We start from the raw sequence: 19,825 nt of genomic DNA, 5'->3' as shown, positions 1-19,825 counted from the left end.
GATCTTAAATTTGAGTAATGTTGTCGGCATGTAACACCAATTTCCCCAAACCATTTCGGCCGGTGTGATAAGCGACAAAACCACTTACCTTGATGTGACTACCTAAAACTAAATATTGAGTTAATTCTTGTGACCCTTGCCCACTCACGACTACCTGCATACGACAATAAACTTGTCTCGGTAAATTCGCTTCTTGTACTGTCGAGCGGTGCTCAATACTAAAATGGCAATGAGCGATGCCGGCAGGACTTAGGCTTCTAACCGGAGCTTTAACGACAGTGCCGCTTAACTCCAATCGATTGGTCATCAATGATTACTCAGCTGCTGCTTCTTCTGACTTAGCTTCAGAACGCTCTTCACGACGAGGAGCGCGTTCTTCACGTGCTTTCATCATGATTGATTGTTCAGTTACTGCAGATTTAGTGCGCATGATCATGTTACGTAGAACTGCATCGTTAAAACGGAAAGCAGTTTCTAGCTCGTCAATCACTTCTTGGTTAGCTTCTACGTTCATAAGAACATAGTGAGCTTTGTGAAGTTTATTGATTGGGTAAGCCATTTGACGACGACCCCAATCTTCTAGACGGTGGATAGTACCGCCAGCTTCAGTGATAGAACCAGTGTAACGCTCGATCATGCCAGCAACTTGCTCGCTTTGATCAGGGTGCACCATGAATACGATTTCGTAATGACGCATAGGTTGCTCCTTACGGATTATTAGTTTCCACATTGGCTCGGTCATCCGGAGGAAACAAGGAACGAAAAATATAAAAGACCGAGATTTCAGGACGGCGAATTGTATAAGACGTCACCAGATTAGGCAAGAAAAAAGATTGTTACGTGATGCGAGTACGCTTCGCTTCGAGTTGCGAGAAAGAGCAAAAGCAGAAAATCAGGTTGCGAGAGCCGAGTGCGCTACGCTTCGAGTTACGGGAAAGAGCAAAAGTAGTTGCCAAGCACGAAACACGCAACTCGACACACTTACCTGCTTTTCGGCTCCCGAGCGAAGCATCCCCGCATCTCGGCTCTAGCTCTAGCTCTAGCTCTAGCTTTAACCTAAACGCTGACGCACGGCTTCAAACAAACATACCCCAGTGGCTACTGAAACATTTAAACTTGAAACACTACCCGCCATCGGGATCTTAATTAAATCATCACAGGTTTCACGAGTTAAGCGACGCATACCGTCACCTTCAGCTCCCATGACAATCGCTAGCGGGCCTGTTAATTTGGCTTGATAGATATCGTGAGTCGCTTCACCAGCGGTGCCGACAAACCAGATACCTTGTTCTTGCAGCGCTCTCATGGTGCGAGCAAGATTGGTCACTCGAACAAATGGTACCGTCTCTGCCGCGCCACAAGCAACTTTGCTTACCGTACCGGTCAAAGGTGCCGATTTATCTTTTGGTACGATAACCGCAGCAACACCTGCCGCATCCGCATTACGTAAACAAGCGCCTAGGTTATGCGGATCAGTAACACCATCTAAAACTAATAATAAAGGTTGTTCACCTTTTGCTTGGCACGCTGCAATAATGTCATCGAGGTGATGCTCATTTAACTGCTTAGCTGGTTTTACTTTGGCAATAATACCTTGGTGGTTCGCCCCTTGCGCTTTATCATCAAGCGCTTTACGTCCCATTTGTTGTACTGATACACCAAACTTCTGTAATTGGTTAATCACTGGCATGAGTCGGTCATCTTCACGGCCTTTTAGAACAAATGCTTCAATTAGGCGAGCTGGGTCTTTATCTAACACAGCGTTAATGGCATGAATGCCAAAAATAAATTCGTTACTCATTGTTTACCTTGAGGGTGTTGCCACCCGTATTTATTAATGCGACTCCCTGCAATTCAAAGAGCCACTAAACTTAAGAATTTTGTTGTTTCATCTTGGCGCGCTTAGATGCCGATGGTTTACTACGCTTAGGCTTCGTGCCCGGTTTTCCGGCAGTGGCTCCTTTCGGCTTACGTGCTTTTTTCTTTTTCGGTTTGTCAGAACTGTCATCTGGTCGCTTAGTTGGCTCAACGAGTGGCTTCGCTTTTTGACCAGGTTTATTAGCTTTAATCGCTTGTTTCTTTTGAGTCGATGCTTTTTTATCCGCATTAACAGCACGCTTCTTAGCTGTCTTACCTTTACCGCGAGGTTGACGCTCAGTGCCTACCACTTCAAAGTCAATTTGGCGATCATCAAGATTTACCGCTAATACTTTCACTTTCACTGAATCACCCAAGCGATAAATAACGCCTGAACTCTCACCAATCAAGCGTTGACCTAGAGGATCAAATTGATAATAGTCGTTTGCTAATGAAGAAATATGCACTAATCCATCAATGTGTAGATCGCTCAATCGAACAAAGAAACCAAAACCAGTTACATTGGCAATCACCCCATCAAGCTCTTCACCGACATGGTCTTGCATATATTCACATTTTAGCCAGTCAGAGACATCACGGGTAGCATCGTCCGCACGACGCTCGGTCATTGAGCATTGTTCACCGTAAAAGTCCATATCATCAAAGCTATAATGATAACCACCAGTTGGCGTCCAGCGGTCAGTATTCACACCTTCATTCTTCGCAATTAAATATTTAATCGCACGGTGAAGTAATAAATCAGGGTAGCGTCGAATCGGTGAAGTAAAGTGAGCATAACGCTGTAATGCCAAGCCGAAATGACCACCATTTTCCGCATTATAAACCGCTTGCTTCATCGAACGTAATAGCATGGTTTGAATCAGCTCTTTATCTGGACGCTCACCAATCGCTTTTATCAATTGCGCATAGTCAGTTGGTGTAGGCTCAAGTCCACCAGTTAAGTTTAGACCTAACTCGCCCAAGAAATCTCTAAAGCCTGTAAGTCGCTCTTCACCAGGAGTGTCATGCACACGGTATAGTGCAGGCTCTTTGGCTTTTTCGACAAAAGAGGCCGATGCGATATTGGCTAAAATCATACATTCTTCAATGATCTTATGCGCATCGTTACGCACCACAGGTTCAATACGATCAATTTTACGCTGCTCATTAAAGATAAATTTGGTTTCCGTGGTTTCAAATTCAATCGCCCCACGGTTTTCACGCGCCACTTTCAGCACGTTATACATTTTGTGTAATTCTTCTAAGTCCGGCACTAAAGCATGATAACGAGTACGTAGTTCTTCATTCCCCTCTAAAATATCCGATACTTTATTATAGGTTAGACGAGCATGTGAATTCATCACCGCTTCATAATGCTTATAGCCAGAAAGCTTGCCCGAAGCCGAAATGGTCATTTCACAGACCATACATAAACGGTCAACTTGTGGGTTTAACGAACATAAGCCGTTCGACAATACTTCTGGCAACATTGGTACCACTTGCGATGGGAAGTACACCGAGTTACCACGATTAATCGCTTCTTTATCTAGTGCAGTATTCGGGCGAACATAATAACTCACATCCGCAATGGCGACCCATAAACGCCAACCACCACCTTTTTTAGCTTGACAATAAACCGCATCATCAAAGTCACGGGCATCTTCACCATCAATAGTAACCAGCGGTAAATCACGTAAATCCACTCGACCTTCTTTCGCTTCTTCCGGTACTTCTTCACCAAGGTTTTCAACTTGCTTTTCAACGGCAACTGGCCATTGATCGGGAATTTGGTGTGTATGGATCGCAATTTGAATTTCCATACCTGGAGCCATATTTTCACCGAGTACTTCAACGATTTTGCCCATCATGCCACGAGAACGCGTCGCGCGAGCGGTCAACTCAACGACTACCACATTCCCCATACGAGCCCCTTCCCGGAACTCATCTGGGATCAAAATATCTTGGCTAATACGAGAATCATCAGGTACGACAAAGGCATGGCCATCTTCTAAAAAGAAGCGCCCTACAAGATTAGTTTTACGTGCTTCAAGAATTCGAACTAAGCGCCCTTCTTTACGACCTCGTTTATCTTCGCCATTCGGCTGAACGAGAACATAGTCACCATGGATCACTGTACGCATTTGGTGATGAGGAAGTAGAACATCATTGTCTTTGCCCACGCTTCCTTCAGGACGAACCCAACCAAAGCCGTCACGATGCCCAATTACAGTGCCTTTAATTAAATCAATTTTTTCTGGCAAGGCATAGCATTGACGACGGGTAAAGATCAGTTCACCATCTCGCTCCATTGCTCTCAAGCGACGGCGTAAACCTTCATATTCATCCTCACCTTTTAAGTTCAGAGCTTCAAATAAATCATTACGATTCATTGGCATATTTGCTTGCTTTAAAAAATCAAGAATGAACTCTCGGCTCGGGATTGGGTTTTCGTATTTTTCGGATTCACGAGTTGCGAAAGGATCAATATGGGTACGTTCGGACATGACAAACCTGCTTATGTGCGCAAAGTGTAATGATTAGTATATCTGAGTGAGACGCTAACCTACAGAAATCGTTTAAATATCTTCTTTAATTAAAGCAGATAACAATGACAAGCGTGTGTCACACAGGAGTAAGGAGTAATACCAGATCATCATTATTATCAAGCAAGTCAGCCAAAGTGCATTGATCAAGTTGAGACAAGAATGCTTCTTTTGCTTTAGCGAGTTGCGCTTTTAAACGACAAGCTGATGTAATGTGACAGGCACTTTCAGAGCAATCAATTAACTGCAATGGCTCTAAGTCTCTAACCACTTGGCCGACGACAATCTGTTCAGCCGGTTTACCTAAAACAATACCGCCATGCTTACCTCTTGTGGCTTGAATATAACCAAGCTGTGCAAGTTTATTGATAATTTTAATTAGGTGATTTTTGGGAATAGAGAATCGCTCACTCACTGCTTGTATATTAGAACGCTCCCCCTCAGGTAACACGGCTAAATAAAGTAATGACCTCAAACCATAATCAGTAAAAGATGTTAATTGCATATCTACTCCCAACTTCGAATTGCAACATTATATACCCAAGTAACTTCAAGATGCAGAATTCACTTGAGTATAAGTATTAGATTGACTGAATGATACATTTAGATGACAATAAAGATGCATTTAAAATACAACTTTAAAAAGGTACGAATATGTTAAATCAATCAACCATAGATATTGTCAAGTCTACCGCTCCACTTATTGCGGAAGCAGGTCCTTCAATGACGACTCATTTTTATGATCGTATGTTCAAACATCACCCTGAACTAAAAGATGTATTTAACCTAACTCATCAAGATACAGGTCGTCAGCGTGAAGCTCTATTCAATGCAGTTTATGGTTACGCTGCCAACATCGATAATGTTGAAGTCTTATTACCTGTAGTTGAAAAAATAGCCCAAAAACATACCAGCTTTAACATCACAGCCGAGCAATACGATATTGTTGGTACTCACTTACTGGCCACAATTGATGAACTAATGAACCCAGGGCAAGCTGTTCTCGATGCTTGGGCTGAAGCTTATGGCTTACTCGCCACAATATTCATCAACCGAGAAGAAGAAATTTATAAAAAAAACGAACAAGAAATCGGTGGTTGGCGTGGAACTCGTGAATTTAAAGTCATTGAAAAAACGCCGGAAAGCGATGTGATCACTAGCTTCGTTTTTGAGCCTACTGATGGCCAAAGCGTTGTTGGTTACAAACCTGGACAATACATTGCTATCTATCTCAACTCAGATAAACTAGCGAACCAAGAAATCCGCCAATATAGCTTGTCAGATGCACCAAACGGTAAGACTTACCGCATCTCGGTAAAAAGAGAAGATCAAGGTGTGGCCTCTAATCACATTCATAATGAAATCCAAGTGGGCGATACCGTTCAGCTTGCAGCCCCTGCCGGTGATTTCTTCTTTACTAGTGAAAGTGACAAGCCTGTCGCCTTAATTTCAGCTGGTGTAGGGTTAACGCCAATGCTATCTATTTTAGAAAGCATTAAAGATGCACATAAAGCCAATATTCACTGGTTACATGCGGCAGATAATACAGATCGACATGCTTTTGCTACAAAGGTCACCGAGTACGCTGAACAACAAGAAAATTTAACTCAACAGACTTGGTACAAAGATCAACAAGGGTTTATGGATTTAAATACAGTTAATTCTATCGACTGGCAAGCGACTGATTTCTACTTATGTGGCCCAATTGAATTCATGCAATTTATTGCGAAACAATTAATCGAAAAACAAGTCCCCGAAGCCAACATTCACTACGAATGCTTTGGCCCTCATAAAGTACTGTAATACCAATCAAATTAATTAGGTGACCAAAAATTGCGAAGGAAAAAGCCTTGAGAACAAGGCATAAATTTTCGATAACTAGTTGCTCTACAATCAAAATTTATAACGCAGTTATCGAGGCTTTTAACAAGCAAGAATGATCATATAATTAGTGCGATTGGTATAAGACTAATAAACCCTAAATTACAGACAACAAAAAGCCGACCCTGAAGTCGGCTTTTTATAACTCAGTCTAATTCAAAATTAAGAATTAAATGGATGAACCTTAATGATGGTTTCATTACGATCTGGACCGGTTGAAATAATATCAACGGGTACACCCGTTAATTCTTCAATGCGTTTGATATAATCAAGAGCTGCTTGAGGAAGCTCATCGATAGATTTAGCACCGAAAGTATTTTCAGACCAACCAGGCATGGTTTCGTAAACTGGTGTCGCTCTTTCAAAATCATCTGCTGACATTGGAGACACTTCAACAGTAGAACCATCATCCATCTTGTAGCTAGTACAGATTTTGATTTCTTTTAAACCATCAAGTACATCAAGCTTAGTTAGGCAGAAACCAGATAAAGAGTTAATTTGAATTGCACGACGCATAGCAACAGCATCAAACCAACCAGTACGACGTAAACGACCAGTAGTTGCACCGAATTCGTTACCCACTGTACCTAAGTGTTTACCAATCGGATCTTGCTTATCTAAACCATCATATAGTTCAGTCGGAAATGGACCTGAACCAACACGAGTACAGTAAGCTTTAGCGATACCTAAGATGTAACCTAAGTGACGAGGGCCAAAACCAGAACCTGCAGCAACACCACCAGCAGTGGTATTGGAAGAAGTTACGTAAGGGTAAGTACCGTGGTCGATATCAAGCAATGTCCCTTGCGCGCCTTCAAACATGATTTTATCACCACGTTTACGAGCAGAATCAAGCTCATCGGTCACATCAATCACAAGTGAAGTCAGTAATTCAGCATAGCCTTTTACTTGCTCCAACACTTCTTCGTAGCTCACTTCTTCTACTTTGTAGTAGTTCACTAGTTGGAAGTTATGATATTCCATCACTTCTTTTAATTTTTGCGCGAAAGCTTCCATGTCAAACAAATCGCCCACACGTAAACCGCGACGAGAAACTTTATCTTCATAAGCTGGACCGATACCACGGCCAGTTGTACCAATTGCTTTTTTGCCACGAGCTAATTCACGAGCTTGGTCTAAAGCAATATGATAAGGAAGAATTAGAGGACAAGCTTCAGAAATGTATAAGCGTTCGCGAACTGGAATGCCGCGCTCTTCAAGCGGTTTCATTTCTTTTAATAAAGCGTCAGGTGAAAGTACTACGCCATTACCGATAATGCATTTTACATTTTCGCGTAGAATACCTGATGGAATTAAGTGAAGAACGGTTTTTTCACCGTCAATGACTAGAGTGTGACCTGCATTGTGACCACCTTGATAGCGAACCACATATTTTGCATCTTCAGTTAAAAGGTCAACGATTTTACCTTTACCTTCGTCACCCCATTGGGTGCCCAGAACGACTACGTTATTTCCCATCTTTCTAAGTCTGCTTGCTAGTTAAAAAAGGATTCTAGCATAGCCTAGTACCATCTTGCAGTCATTTTTTAGATGATTTTTTATGCAAATTAATTTTACGACAAATATTGTATATTAGGTTTTACAAAATTGAAGCGTAAAAACTAACTCACCATCAATAACACAATAATAGCACCAACCAGAATCAGACCCGCACCAATACGCTTTAATGTCTGCTCAGGCTGCTGAGCCATTTGACTCACCATGTCGCGCCACTGTTTTGGAAATAATGCCGGCCCCATCCCTTCAAAAATCAATAATAGACCAATGGCGATCATCAATGCGGTCATGTTCAACCTCTCTTTTATGCCCCAAAAACTGTTATATATCCAAAAACAAGAAAGACCCACGAAGGGCCTTTCAAATCTTACTGCCGAATAAGTTCAATCAACTTATTTTCGGCCATTGCTATCATTCATGTATTTGAAGAAATCGCTCTTAGGATCAAGCACTAACAAGTCACTCTTGTTGCTAAATGACTTCTCATACGCTTTCAATGAACGTAAGAAGCTATAAAACTCAGGTGATTGTTTATAAGCTTTTGAGTAAATATTCGCTGCAGTTGCATCAGCATCACCTCGTGTTACACGAGCTGTCTTATCAGCTTCTGCAAGAATAGTCGCTACTTCTAACTCAGCTTGAGCTCGAATGATCTCTGCCTTTTCACGACCTTGAGAACGGTGCTTACGAGCAACCGATTCACGCTCTGCACGCATACGGCGGTAAATAGACTCACTGATTTCATCAGGTAAGTTGATTTTCTTCATACGGAAGTCAACCACTTCAACACCCAAATCTTTCATCGCACTACCACGAGTATCTTCCAATACTTCTTGCATAATTTGATCACGTTCACCATCAATTTCAAGTGCTTCTTTGGCTGATTCAGGCAGCACTTCATTATCATCGATAGAATCTACGGCAACAATATCACTGCTTGGTCCAGAAACAATTTGCTTAATTTCACGCGAACCAATTTCAGAACGAAGTACATCTGTCACTTTACGTTCAAGTAATGTTTCAGCGGTTAAGGTATTCCCCCCTCCAGTAGCAAGGTAATATTGACCAAAATCACTGATTTTCCACTTCACATAAGTATCAATGATAACGTCTTTTTTCTCTGAAGTGACGAAACGATCAGAACGGCCATCCATGGTTTGGATACGCGCATCTAATGTTTTCACACTATCAAAGAAAGGCATTTTAATGTGTAACCCTGGTGGATAAATCTTAGAGATCTCATTGGTATCTTTAAGCACACGACCAAAACGGATCACAATGCCACGCTCGCCTTCTGGGATCACGAACACCGACATTAACGAAACGACGATTAAAATCGCGACTAAAGGGATAATTAACTTACGCATGCTTAGAATCTCCCTTGACGTGTAGATGTTGAGTTAGTGCCCGAATCTTGAGATCCACTGCTATTTTGTGGATCCAACTGAATACCATCATAGGTTGGTTGCGTTTTATCTTTAGCACGAGTTGAACTGTTGTTTTGTTTAGATTCTGAAATCAACTTATCAATTGGCAGGTATAACATATTGCCAGATGAGTCAGAGTCAATGAGCACTTTCGAACTATGAGAATAAATCTTCTCCATTGAATCTAAGTACAAACGATCACGAGTGACACCTGGTGCTGCATTATATTCAGGAAGTAATTTCTCAAACTGAGCAACTTGACCTAATGCTTCATTTACCGTGCGTTCGGTATAACCTTGCGCTTCTTTCTTCAAACGTTCAGCTCGACCCGTTGCTTTCGGTAAAATTTCATTTTTATAAGCTTCTGCTTCGCGAATGAAACGCTCTTCATCTTCTCGAGCGGCAATAGCATCATCAAATGCATCTTTTACTTGCTCAGGAGGGCGAGATGATTGGAAGTTCACATCAATAACCGTTAAGCCCATATCGTACTTATCGATAATTTGGTTTAAAGTTTTTTCTGTTTCTTGACGAATCGCCTGACGACCACTAGTCAAAATACTATCCATTAATGAATCACCGATAACCGCACGTAGTGCTGAATCAGTTGCTTGACGTAAGCTATCATCAGCATTCGTCACACGGTACAAATATTTATAGGGATCTGATACGCGATATTGAACGCCCATTTCAACGGTCACTACATTTTCATCTTTGGTCAGCATCAAACCAGATGCACGTAAAGAACGAATCGCTTGTACGTTTACCGCAGTAACTTCATCAATAAAGCGAGGACGCCAGTTTAGACCAGGGTCAACCATACGCTCATATTTACCTAAGCGTAAAACCACGCCTCTTTCTGCTTCACCGATAGTGTAGAAACCAGAGAACACCCAAATTAAAATGGCAATAATAGCAATGGCACCAAAGCCTATTGCACCGCCACCACCAAAAGAAGGCCCTTTACCACCTCCTTTCTTACCAAATTTTCCGCCTAACTTTTGGCTGAGTTTATTAAACACCTCATCCAAATCAGGTGGACCTTGTTCACGACCGCCACGATTATTGTTCTTACCCCAAGGGTCATTATCGCGGCCGTTATTGTCGTTATTATTTCCAGGCTCATTCCACGCCATTAGAAAGCTCCATCGTATAGATATGACGTTATATCAATCTGTCTCGTAATAATTGATATCATACTGTAGCAGTGATGTCTGTGACGATAAAGTCACTCATTACTGCCCCTTCTCTTTTCACTAATCTTAACCAATCAACTTGTTGCATTCTAATATCAATCAATAAATTGCCTTGTTCATCATACTCTTCCGCTTGAATTGCATTCAATTGGAAAAACAGGCTCCGAACTCTCCCCTGGTTCATAGGAGGAATACACAATTGATATTGAACAATTTGAGTTGCTAGACGTTCTGTCAGCGCAGAGAATAGCAAATCGATACCTTGCCCTTCCATCGCTGACACCCACACAGTGCGAGGTCTACCTTCATCATCACGGTCGATTCTTGGTTTTTGATCGTCCATGCTATCAATCTTGTTCATCACTAATAGCGATGGAACCTCATGAGCATCGATCTCTTCAAGAACTTCGTTTACCGCATGAATATTCTCACGAAAACGGTCATCACTTGCATCCACAACATGTAACAAAATGTCAGCTTCTTGCGTTTCTTGCAATGTAGCTTTAAATGCAGCGACTAAATCATGTGGAAGGTGGCGAATAAAACCAACGGTATCCGCTAATATTGCCCCACCAACATCTTCTAACTCGATCTTACGCAAGGTCGGATCTAGTGTTGCAAATAATTGGTCTGCGGCATAAACCCCAGCTTCGGTAATACGGTTAAATAAGGTAGATTTCCCCGCATTGGTATAACCTACTAATGAGATAGTTGGAATTTCTGCACGTTGACGCGCTTTACGTCCTTGCTCACGTTGCTTAGCCACTTTCGCTAAACGACGTAAAATCGCCTTAATACGCTCACGCAGTAATCGTCTATCAGTTTCAAGCTGAGTTTCACCCGGCCCTCTTAAACCAATACCACCTTTTTGACGCTCCAAGTGCGTCCAACCACGAATCAAGCGAGTAGAAAGATGACGTAACTGTGCCAACTCTACTTGCAATTTACCTTCATGGGTTCGAGCTCGTTGGGCGAAAATATCGAGAATTAATCCGGTACGATCCAACACACGGCATTGACACAAATATTCTAAGTTCCGCTCTTGAGCTGGACTTAGTGCATGATTGAAAATGACAATTTCAGCGCCTAAAGCCTTAACTGTATCCGCGATTTCTTGAGCTTTACCGGTTCCAACATAGTATTTTGTATGCGGAGATTGGCGGCTACCTGTTACAACTTGTAGCGATGTGACGCCAGCGGAAGATACCAGCATTTCAAACTCGCTGAGATCTTCCCACTCACCTTCTTGTGTGAAGTTGATATGAACAAGTACAGCCTGCTCACCGGCTTCATAACGGTCAAACAAGCAGCTCGCTCCTTAATAATTGATAGTTCAAAATTAGATAGATATTAATCTTCAGAATTCTCTTGTTGAGGACGTTCCGCACGCTCACCTTGTGGACGCTCAGCCGTATGATGACTAACCGCACGAGCAGGAACGACGGTAGAAATTGCATGCTTATAAACCATTTGGTTTACCGTATTTTTCAATAAGATCACAAATTGATCAAATGACTCAATTTGGCCTTGTAATTTAATGCCATTCACGAGATAGATTGATACAGGGATACGCTCGCGACGTAACGCATTTAAGAACGGATCTTGTAAAGATTGCCCCTTAGCCATTTTATATTCCTTATATTTGTTGTTTATTTTATTTTTAGTTGACTTTCTCTTTTTTCCTAAGTTCCAAAATGGGACTTAGCATAGAAAATCAAAAGTGCTTACTTACACAAAAAGCAGTGCCAATTCTTACCTATATTGCTGGTTTCTCAGCATAAACGATAAGTCATGCATTAACGGATGAATTCACCCGACTGCTAAAGTTTCTTTATACCAATCAATATAAGTAAATGGTCTCATTAGCGCAGAAAAAAAGCTTGATAACAAGGCATAAAATTTCTGTTAGTAGTGGTTCTACATACAAATTTTATAACGTAGTTAGCGAGTTTTTTTAACAAGCTAAGGTGAACCGTTACTTATTGCGATTGGTACTATATAGCGATTTCAACCTTGACGTCGCTTTTAACACATACGCAAAGTACTAAGTACAAAGAGCATAAATACAAAGAGTATGAGCAATTACAGTATATACTCAAACTCATTTAAGATACTGCATCAATCAGAATTTACTTACAATTTGATTAATAAAGCTATCCATGTGAATAATGATCAATTTCGGCAGAAATAGCTTTAACTCCCGCTTCAATATCTTCACTATCTAACCAAGTTAAGTCATTCCAACTGCGTAACCAAGTAATTTGTCGCTTAGCCAATTGACGAGTGGCACACACGCCACGGAAAATGGCTTCATCCAATGTACCATTGCCATCTAAATATTCCCACACTTGTCGATAACCTACACAACGAATTGAAGGAAGATCAAGATGTAGATCACCTCTGGCACGCAAAGCTTTCACCTCATTTTCAAAGCCAGCTGCCATCATTTTTTCAAATCTCAGCTCAATCCGGCGGTGAAGCTCCACTCGCTCTTTTGGCATAATGGCAAACTGCTTCACTTGATAATGCAATGCTTCTCCCTTTTGTTCCGTCAATTCGGTTAAGCTTTTACCTGAGATACGAAACACTTCTAATGCACGAGACAAACGTTGCGGATCGTTAGGATGAATACGTAAAGCAGAAACAGGATCAATTTGACTTAGCTGTTGATGCATTACATCCCAACCTTTTTCATTGGCTTCTTGTTCAATTTGTTGGCGAATGTCCGGATCGGCAGCGGGTAATGGTGATAACCCTTCAAGTAAGGCTTTGTAGTACAGCATCGTCCCGCCAACCAACAATGGAATTTTACCTTGAGAGACGATTTCATCCATCTGCTGCAACGCATCACGACGAAAATCCGCGGCCGAATAGGCTTCACTCGGATCGAGAATATCGATCAACCGATGCGGTGCAAGTGCTAACTCTTGTGCATCAGGCTTGGCAGTACCAATATCCATGCCTTTATAAATTAACGCAGAATCAACACTGATTATCTCAACCGGATATTTTTGTCTTAAACGAATCGCTAGATCCGTCTTACCTGATGCGGTTGGACCCATTAAAAATAATGCGAGTGGTAATGGTTGTTTCATGATTGCAGCGCCGCTATTGATTGAGAAAAATTCACAGGTTGGATCCAGTTATATTGATGATAAGGTAAATAAACACCCCAGGTTTGTTCGAGTTCTGCGACTAACTGAATCGCTTCAGAGAGCCTATATTTTGGTTTTGCTACCACAATCTTGCTTGTGAGCCATTGAGTGATCAAGGGGAGTTCAACATTTTGTTCTTTTTGTAACTCGATCAATAGGTCGGGTATTAATTGCTGTAAATTTTGCTGACGTAATGGTTGTGGTACGCCCATCACCATTACACTGTTTTTCCCTTTCGCTGTTAATTCAATTCCAAGAGTGAATAATAGATTCTGATAAGTCGTTAACGTTTCAATATCTTCAGCCGACATTGGTATATTTAAAGGGATCAATAAAGGCTGAGCTTTCAACTTATCCCCATCGAAAAAATTAAACTGACCTTGAACCCGCAGCGCTTCTGCTTTATTTAAATCAACCAAATGACAACCTTGCGCATTTTGCATCAATAAATAAACATCTTGGATCACCGTTAATGCTTTACCTAGGTCGGTGATATTAGTCTCTGAGCTATCATGCTTTTCCACCAAGGGTTGGGGAACAGTGGTAACACCCTGCTCCATAAAATCCTGCCCCACAACACCTAGATCCGACTCATCACACACCTCGTCAGCAACATTTGTCAAAGGCTCAAATAAAGCACGATAAGCATCGGTTTGCTTTTTCTGGACTATGGATGACGGGCGCGAGCTTGGATAAGACACAGCGGAAGACGATTGAGAGTGCCCCGATGAAACACGAGATGATTCCCACGCTTGAGTACTAACACGATGCTTAGAGCTCGTATGCTGAGGTTGATGGACTGGTGCTGACTCTCGAATCGAGTAATCATCACCTCCAACGGGTTCAGTTGCGTACGCCGATTTAGATATCGATGGTTTAACTAACTCAATACTTTGCGCCAATGCATCACTTAATGCTTGGTAAATAAAGTCATGAACTAAGCGAGCATGGTGAAAGCGTACTTCATGCTTAGCGGGATGAACATTAACATCGACATGATGTGGATCGACTTCAATAAACAACACATAAGTCGCGAATTGCTCGGGGCGCAGTGCATTTTCATAACTTTGGCGGATAGCATGATTAATTAACTTATCACGCATCATTCTGCTATTAACATAACAATACTGAAGGTCACTTTGATTACGTGCACCATCCGGTGTGGTGATCCAGCCTTTAAGCCTTAAATCATCATGATTAAGTTCAATCGCAACCGCATGATCCATAAAGTGATTACCGCATACCGCAGCCACTCGTTTTTCAATTTGTAGATCGGTTTTAGCTGAGCGATATTGACGTATGACTTTGCCATTATGGCGCAAAGTAATGGAAATCGAAAAACAGCTCAATGCAATACGTTTAAGTAGTTCATCAATATGAGAAAATTCGGTCTTTTCGGTTCGTAGAAATTTGCGGCGTGCAGGCGTATTAAAAAAGAGATCGACCACTTCAACTGTGGTTCCAATCGGGTGGGCAGCAGGGGTTAATTGCACCGCCATATCTCGACCTTCCGCATACGCAGCCCATGCTTCAGTTTGTGTTGCAGTACGAGACGTTAAGGTTAAACGCGAAACCGAGCTGATACTGGCCAACGCTTCGCCTCGAAAGCCTAGGCTAAGAATAGCTTCAAGATCATCAAGAGAATGAATTTTCGAGGTAGCATGACGACTGAGCGCCAAGCCTAGTTCATCTTTTTCAATACCCGAGCCGTTATCGCGCACTCGAATCAGCTTGCTGCCACCCTTTTCAATATCAACATCAATGCGCGTCGCACCGGAGTCGATACTATTTTCAACCAGCTCTTTAACCACCGATGCAGGGCGCTCAACTACTTCACCTGCCGCAATTTGGTTGGCTAATCGAGCGGGTAAAATTTTTATCGCCATAACGCTACTGCACCATTTAATCGATTGAAATTAAGAGCAAGCTTAAGATTGAGGTATCGTCAGCTTCTGACCTACTGCTAGGCTGTCGGATCTCAAATCATTAGCTTTGCGAATATCAGAAATACTAACGCCATATTTGTCAGCGATCTTACCTAAAAAGTCGCCACTTCTTACTTGGTAGATCGTATTTTTCACAGGAACACTGATTTGTAATTTTTGGCCAATTTTTAAAGTATTGGATCGCAAGTTGTTCTGCTGCTTAATGCTATTCACCGATACTGAATATTGTTCCGCAATTTTACCTAGGTAATCACCACTTTTTACCACATGAGTCACGGTGGTATGACTAGTACGACGAGAAGCCGTTGAACCATTATTAGATGTGGCTCCTGATGAAGCAACTTTCAACTCTTGGCCAACAAATACCGTTGAACTTTTTAAGTTGTTCCACTTCATCAGGTTTGCTGTTGTGGTGCCATAATTATGGGCAATCACTGAAAGAGACTCACCACTTTTCACTTTATGTGTCGAACCTGATGATTGATTTACCACAATCATGCCTTCCGGTGGATTGGCTTTAAAATACTCAATAACCGCATTGGAAATTGCACCGGCTAATTTATTTTGGTGGTAATTTTGAACTAATAATTTCTCTTCCTGTGGATTAGACATAAAGCCCGTCTCAACTAATATTGATGGAATATCTGGAGACTTCAATACGGCAAGGCTAGCATAAACAGGCTTAGATGTGTGCATACGTGTCACTTGTCTTAATTCTTGGATCATTTTCAGTGCAAGTTTATTCCCTTCAGTTTGCGAATGACTAAACTGCAAATCTAATACTGTTTGGCTAACGTTTTTATCATTGCTGTTTTTAGACAGTAAAACACCACCACCACCTAAAAGCTCAGATTGTTCTTCTTTTTTTACTACCCAACGACCAATTTCAGTATTCGCACGACGAGTACTTAATACGAATACGGAAGCACCACGTGGCCCTGCCGACGTATAGCTATCAGCGTGAATCGAAACCAATAGTAGCGATTTATTTTTACGGGCAATTTCCGAACGCTTATTCAAGTTAACGTAATAATCACCAGTACGAGTTAAGATTGCATGAATATTGGATGTTGAATTCAGTTTAGCCACTACTTTTTTCGCAATCGCTAATGTGACATGCTTTTCATATTTACGAGTCGGCCCAATAGAGCCAGGATCTTCACCACCATGTCCAGGGTCAATCGCCACTACAATTTTAGAGGGTGGAATGGCGCGCGTTGTAACCGCTAGAGCGGATGTTTTTTGAGGGGTACTTTTCGCAGCAGTCGCATTTGATGATGTCGAAGCCGTTTCTTCATGCTTAAAGTCTACTACTAACCTATGCCCATATTGACCATCTGCCGTTGGTGCTAAAGTAAATATTTCTGGTTTTTGCGCTGATTTCAATTCAAACACTAAACGATAACTTGATGGCTCAGTTGGTGTACTATGACGAATTTTAGTTAATACCGGACTATCTTTAATCATAATCGGTAGCTTAGTTTTTAACTGTGTTTGTTTTAAATCCAGAACCAAACGATCTGGTCCACTTAAGGTAAAATAGCTAAATTTGGCTTCACTACCCATGTCCATCACCACACGAGTGTCATGAGGTGAAGGCCAAACTCGAATACTATTTAAAGAATTAGCATTGACACTCGCAATAGCACCAAGCCATAACATCATGAGCAGACACAACGCTCGAAAATAAGAATATTTCAACACAACTCCAACTTATTTACTAAAGATTGCCCATATTCATTATTTGCCCTGATAACAACCTGACGTTGCACATCGACGTAACGTAGTTCTATATCCAAATCTGCTAAAGGAAGCAAACCTTCACCTTTTTCAGGCCACTCCACCAAGCAAATCGCATCGGGGGTAAAGTAATCTCGGATCCCCATAAACTCGAGTTCTTCAGGATCCGCAAGACGATATAAATCAAAATGAAAAACTTGCCAATTATCTAACTGATACGGTTCAACCAAGGTATACGTTGGGCTCTTTACATTACCTTCATGGCCTAAAGCACGAATGAAGCCTCGGCTAAAGGTCGTTTTCCCAGCACCAAGATCACCATGCAAATAAATAGTGGTTTGCTGGGAGCATAACTTAGCTAGTTGTGTTCCAAACGCGATGGTCGCAGATTCATCACTTAACATAGCTTGTTTTCTCGTCTGCTTGGTCGTCATAAAGTGTCATCACCCGTATAATAAATGGCCTATTGGCAGCTTATAATTCCATCAATAAAAAATAGTAAACTGACTGAGTCAATAGTAGCAAGACTCAATTGGTCTATTATTCTATATATTGACGACAAATTCTAAACAAAGTGTCAAAAAGAAATAGAAACTTGGTCAAAATTACGTTACTTAGCAAATAGAGATCGTCGTTGCTACTGAATCACACTCCTAACTCATGCTAGAATTCTAATATAAACCTTACTGAAATAGCCCATCTAACATGAACCATCAAGAACTTGCTAATAAAATCAAACAATGGGGTAAAGAACTCGGCTTTCAGCACGTCGGGATCACCGATGTTGACCTCTCGGAACATGAAGCCCAATTACAACGTTGGCTTGATGCCGGTTACCATGGTTCTATGGATTGGATGGCACGACACGGCATGATGCGAGCCCGCCCTCAAGAACTCCATCCAGGTACCATCCGTGTGATAAGCGTTCGTATGGACTACTTGCCTCCAGAAGCTCAATTTGCTTCAAACCTATCCGATCCTACTCAGGCTTATATTAGTCGTTATTCATTAGGTCGCGACTACCATAAACTCATCCGTAACCAATTAAAAAAGCTGGGACAGAAAATTGAAGAAGAAGTGGGAGAATTAGGTTATCGACCTTTTGTTGATTCTGCCCCCATTTTAGAACGCCCTTTAGCACAAAAGGCAGGATTAGGTTGGGCAGGAAAGCACTCTCTCATTCTTGACAAACAGGCTGGTTCTTGGTTTTTTCTTGGTGAACTATTAGTTGATATCCCTCTTCCTATTGATGAACCTCAGACAGATCAATGCGGCCAATGTAAAGCTTGTATGACATCTTGCCCTACAGGAGCAATTATCGAAGAAGGCGTAATTGATGCTCGTCTATGTATCTCTTACCTCACCATTGAATTAGATGGTGTTATCCCGGAAGAACTTCGTTCTAAAATAGGCAATCGAATTTATGGTTGTGATGATTGTCAATTGGTCTGCCCGTGGAATCGAGCGGCAGACGTCACAAATGAAGCCAGTTTTCACCGACGTGACATATTCAATGATGCTGACCTTATCAAGTTATTCCAGTGGAACGAACTTCAATTCTTAAAAAATATGGAAGGCTCTGCTATTCGTCGTATTGGTCACATTCAGTGGTTACGTAATATTTCTATCGCCTTGGGCAATGCCCCTTATCAATCCACAATCCTAGAAGCATTAACCGCACGCCTAGGATTAGATGATAATTTGGATATTCATATTCAATGGGCGATAGAGCAGCAAAATAAAAAGAAGAATGATATTGATGCCAATACAGCACGAAATACTAAATTAGAAAGGCTAGTTAGAATTATAGGAAAAGGATTACCAAGAGACGCTTAGTGATACTTATCCCAAAAAATATTAGAAATGTGGAAAAAGTGACAAAAGAGAGAGCGTGACAGGGCGTAACAAAAAGTTAAGCACATTCAAAATAAATGATAAAGATCAAGTAAAAATCAAATAAAGATCCTTATCTCGCACTGTTCTTTCATACAGCAAAACAAAAATAACGATAAAAAACAACAATTTACAGCATTGTCATTTAATTTGTGATTTCAGTCAACTTTAAATGATCCATTTAAAATGGATTTTATTACAACTAAAAAACAACTTACACACCAAGTTATCCACAAAAAAAACATGTGGATAAGTTTGTAGATAATTATCCATTTTTCTCAGAGAACGCCGATAATAATGCAAGAGGAGCATTGGAATCAAACGTACGAATTGAATTTGGAAATATAAACTGTAGCAATTAAAGAGCAGAAATCCAGAAAAACTGAATTTATTATTGAATAGTGATATCACTCACTGAATTATAAAGAATAAAAAACGATCCCTAAAGAGATCGTTTTTTTATATATTTTAAGGAAGCTAGGATGCTAGTCCTTAGGTTCTCAGTCTTCTCCCCTAGAAACTAAGGACTATAAACTAGAAACCTTATGTATTTGGAGCGACACACGAGGTTCGAACTCGTGACCTCAACCTTGGCAAGGTTGCGCTCTACCAGCTGAGCTAGTGTCGCTTTTTTTCGTTTCTCGTGGCTCGGAATCTCGTTTCTCGATA

17 protein-coding genes and 1 tRNA gene are annotated in these 19,825 nt (G+C 41.3%); 2 read left to right on the top strand and 16 right to left on the bottom strand.

The features are described from left to right. Nucleotides 1-4 precede the first annotated feature (4 nt). From priB to nsrR, 5 genes are all read right to left on the bottom strand, one after another. Nucleotides 5-307 carry a primosomal replication protein N gene (priB, locus tag ACE3G9_RS14550; protein ID WP_237296472.1) on the bottom strand — a complete coding sequence of 101 codons (303 nt, stop codon included), beginning with the start codon at nt 305-307 and terminating at the stop codon, nt 5-7. A gap of 6 nt (nt 308-313) precedes the next feature. After that, nucleotides 314-697, bottom strand: coding sequence for a 30S ribosomal protein S6 (gene rpsF / locus ACE3G9_RS14545; protein ID WP_417879694.1), 384 nt, complete (start codon nt 695-697; stop codon nt 314-316). 354 nt (nt 698-1,051) lie between these two features. Continuing rightward, the gene (rlmB, locus tag ACE3G9_RS14540; RefSeq protein ID WP_417879693.1) at nt 1,052-1,801 is read right to left on the bottom strand and encodes a 23S rRNA (guanosine(2251)-2'-O)-methyltransferase RlmB; all 750 of its coding nucleotides are present in this window, start codon (nt 1,799-1,801) and stop codon (nt 1,052-1,054) included. 70 nt (nt 1,802-1,871) lie between these two features. Beyond that, nucleotides 1,872-4,361 (bottom strand): ribonuclease R, encoded by a 2,490-nt coding sequence (rnr, locus tag ACE3G9_RS14535; RefSeq protein WP_449219529.1) that lies wholly within the window; start codon nt 4,359-4,361, stop codon nt 1,872-1,874. 118 nt (nt 4,362-4,479) lie between these two features. Continuing rightward, nucleotides 4,480-4,905: a nitric oxide-sensing transcriptional repressor NsrR gene (gene nsrR / locus ACE3G9_RS14530; RefSeq protein ID WP_417879691.1), complete on the bottom strand. Its 426-nt coding sequence runs from the start codon at nt 4,903-4,905 to the stop codon at nt 4,480-4,482. Nucleotides 4,906-5,054: 149 nt separating this feature from the next. Between nsrR and hmpA the strand changes: the two genes are divergently transcribed. After that, nucleotides 5,055-6,203, top strand: a complete 1,149-nt coding sequence (gene hmpA / locus ACE3G9_RS14525) for an NO-inducible flavohemoprotein (RefSeq protein WP_417879690.1) — start codon at nt 5,055-5,057, stop codon at nt 6,201-6,203. Between the two features lie 240 nt (nt 6,204-6,443). On the opposite strand, the gene ACE3G9_RS14520 is transcribed toward hmpA, so the two are convergent. From ACE3G9_RS14520 to tsaE, 10 genes are all read right to left on the bottom strand, one after another. Further along, nucleotides 6,444-7,760, bottom strand: a complete 1,317-nt coding sequence (locus ACE3G9_RS14520) for an adenylosuccinate synthase (protein WP_417879689.1) — start codon at nt 7,758-7,760, stop codon at nt 6,444-6,446. Between the two features lie 143 nt (nt 7,761-7,903). Beyond that, nucleotides 7,904-8,089 carry a DUF2065 domain-containing protein gene (locus tag ACE3G9_RS14515; protein WP_417879688.1) on the bottom strand — a complete coding sequence of 62 codons (186 nt, stop codon included), beginning with the start codon at nt 8,087-8,089 and terminating at the stop codon, nt 7,904-7,906. Nucleotides 8,090-8,191: 102 nt separating this feature from the next. Then, complete coding sequence (gene hflC, locus ACE3G9_RS14510; RefSeq protein WP_417879687.1) at nt 8,192-9,166, bottom strand: protease modulator HflC; 975 nt, start codon at nt 9,164-9,166, stop codon at nt 8,192-8,194. A 2-nt stretch (nt 9,167-9,168) separates the two neighbouring features. Then, nucleotides 9,169-10,362: an FtsH protease activity modulator HflK gene (hflK, locus tag ACE3G9_RS14505; protein ID WP_417879686.1), complete on the bottom strand. Its 1,194-nt coding sequence runs from the start codon at nt 10,360-10,362 to the stop codon at nt 9,169-9,171. A gap of 58 nt (nt 10,363-10,420) precedes the next feature. After that, nucleotides 10,421-11,728 carry a ribosome rescue GTPase HflX gene (gene hflX / locus ACE3G9_RS14500; protein ID WP_449219528.1) on the bottom strand — a complete coding sequence of 436 codons (1,308 nt, stop codon included), beginning with the start codon at nt 11,726-11,728 and terminating at the stop codon, nt 10,421-10,423. A gap of 44 nt (nt 11,729-11,772) precedes the next feature. Further along, nucleotides 11,773-12,048: an RNA chaperone Hfq gene (gene hfq / locus ACE3G9_RS14495; protein ID WP_287025172.1), complete on the bottom strand. Its 276-nt coding sequence runs from the start codon at nt 12,046-12,048 to the stop codon at nt 11,773-11,775. A gap of 527 nt (nt 12,049-12,575) precedes the next feature. Continuing rightward, nucleotides 12,576-13,517 carry a tRNA (adenosine(37)-N6)-dimethylallyltransferase MiaA gene (gene miaA, locus ACE3G9_RS14490; RefSeq protein WP_417879684.1) on the bottom strand — a complete coding sequence of 314 codons (942 nt, stop codon included), beginning with the start codon at nt 13,515-13,517 and terminating at the stop codon, nt 12,576-12,578. Beyond that, complete coding sequence (mutL, locus tag ACE3G9_RS14485; protein WP_449219527.1) at nt 13,514-15,463, bottom strand: DNA mismatch repair endonuclease MutL; 1,950 nt, start codon at nt 15,461-15,463, stop codon at nt 13,514-13,516. The genes miaA and mutL overlap by 4 nt, the downstream gene beginning before the upstream one ends. Before the next feature lie 42 nt (nt 15,464-15,505). Beyond that, on the bottom strand, nt 15,506-17,188 hold the full coding sequence (locus ACE3G9_RS14480; protein WP_417879682.1) for a LysM peptidoglycan-binding domain-containing protein: 1,683 nt from the start codon (nt 17,186-17,188) through the stop codon (nt 15,506-15,508). A 32-nt stretch (nt 17,189-17,220) separates the two neighbouring features. Then, entirely contained in the window at nt 17,221-17,697 is a 477-nt protein-coding gene (tsaE, locus tag ACE3G9_RS14475; RefSeq protein ID WP_449219526.1) for a tRNA (adenosine(37)-N6)-threonylcarbamoyltransferase complex ATPase subunit type 1 TsaE, read from the bottom strand. Between the two features lie 271 nt (nt 17,698-17,968). Here tsaE and queG point away from each other — a divergent pair, with 271 nt between their 5' ends. Then, the gene (queG, locus tag ACE3G9_RS14470) at nt 17,969-19,099 is read left to right on the top strand and encodes a tRNA epoxyqueuosine(34) reductase QueG (protein ID WP_449219525.1); all 1,131 of its coding nucleotides are present in this window, start codon (nt 17,969-17,971) and stop codon (nt 19,097-19,099) included. 609 nt (nt 19,100-19,708) lie between these two features. On the opposite strand, the gene ACE3G9_RS14465 is transcribed toward queG, so the two are convergent. Continuing rightward, nucleotides 19,709-19,784 (bottom strand) — tRNA-Gly (locus ACE3G9_RS14465). Between the last annotated feature and the right edge of the window lie 41 nt (nt 19,785-19,825).

Source organism: Vibrio sp. E150_018 (genome assembly GCF_053544035.1).
The sequence above is the reverse complement of the archived record's forward strand: the minus strand, read 5'-3'. Positions and strand labels throughout refer to the sequence as shown.

What these genes read in the sequence shown, in the direction of transcription:
- priB (WP_237296472.1), bottom strand. Translation starts at nt 307, where the DNA reads ATGACCAATCGATTGGAGTTAAGCGGCACTGTCGTTAAAGCTCCGGTT.
- rpsF (WP_417879694.1), bottom strand. Translation starts at nt 697, where the DNA reads ATGCGTCATTACGAAATCGTATTCATGGTGCACCCTGATCAAAGCGAG.
- rlmB (WP_417879693.1), bottom strand. Translation starts at nt 1,801, where the DNA reads ATGAGTAACGAATTTATTTTTGGCATTCATGCCATTAACGCTGTGTTA.
- rnr (WP_449219529.1), bottom strand. Translation starts at nt 4,361, where the DNA reads ATGTCCGAACGTACCCATATTGATCCTTTCGCAACTCGTGAATCCGAA.
- nsrR (WP_417879691.1), bottom strand. Translation starts at nt 4,905, where the DNA reads ATGCAATTAACATCTTTTACTGATTATGGTTTGAGGTCATTACTTTAT.
- hmpA (WP_417879690.1), top strand. Translation starts at nt 5,055, where the DNA reads ATGTTAAATCAATCAACCATAGATATTGTCAAGTCTACCGCTCCACTT.
- ACE3G9_RS14520 (WP_417879689.1), bottom strand. Translation starts at nt 7,760, where the DNA reads ATGGGAAATAACGTAGTCGTTCTGGGCACCCAATGGGGTGACGAAGGT.
- ACE3G9_RS14515 (WP_417879688.1), bottom strand. Translation starts at nt 8,089, where the DNA reads ATGACCGCATTGATGATCGCCATTGGTCTATTATTGATTTTTGAAGGG.
- hflC (WP_417879687.1), bottom strand. Translation starts at nt 9,166, where the DNA reads ATGCGTAAGTTAATTATCCCTTTAGTCGCGATTTTAATCGTCGTTTCG.
- hflK (WP_417879686.1), bottom strand. Translation starts at nt 10,362, where the DNA reads ATGGCGTGGAATGAGCCTGGAAATAATAACGACAATAACGGCCGCGAT.
- hfq (WP_287025172.1), bottom strand. Translation starts at nt 12,048, where the DNA reads ATGGCTAAGGGGCAATCTTTACAAGATCCGTTCTTAAATGCGTTACGT.
- miaA (WP_417879684.1), bottom strand. Translation starts at nt 13,517, where the DNA reads ATGAAACAACCATTACCACTCGCATTATTTTTAATGGGTCCAACCGCA.
- mutL (WP_449219527.1), bottom strand. Translation starts at nt 15,463, where the DNA reads ATGGCGATAAAAATTTTACCCGCTCGATTAGCCAACCAAATTGCGGCA.
- ACE3G9_RS14480 (WP_417879682.1), bottom strand. Translation starts at nt 17,188, where the DNA reads ATGATGTTATGGCTTGGTGCTATTGCGAGTGTCAATGCTAATTCTTTA.
- tsaE (WP_449219526.1), bottom strand. Translation starts at nt 17,697, where the DNA reads ATGACGACCAAGCAGACGAGAAAACAAGCTATGTTAAGTGATGAATCT.
- queG (WP_449219525.1), top strand. Translation starts at nt 17,969, where the DNA reads ATGAACCATCAAGAACTTGCTAATAAAATCAAACAATGGGGTAAAGAA.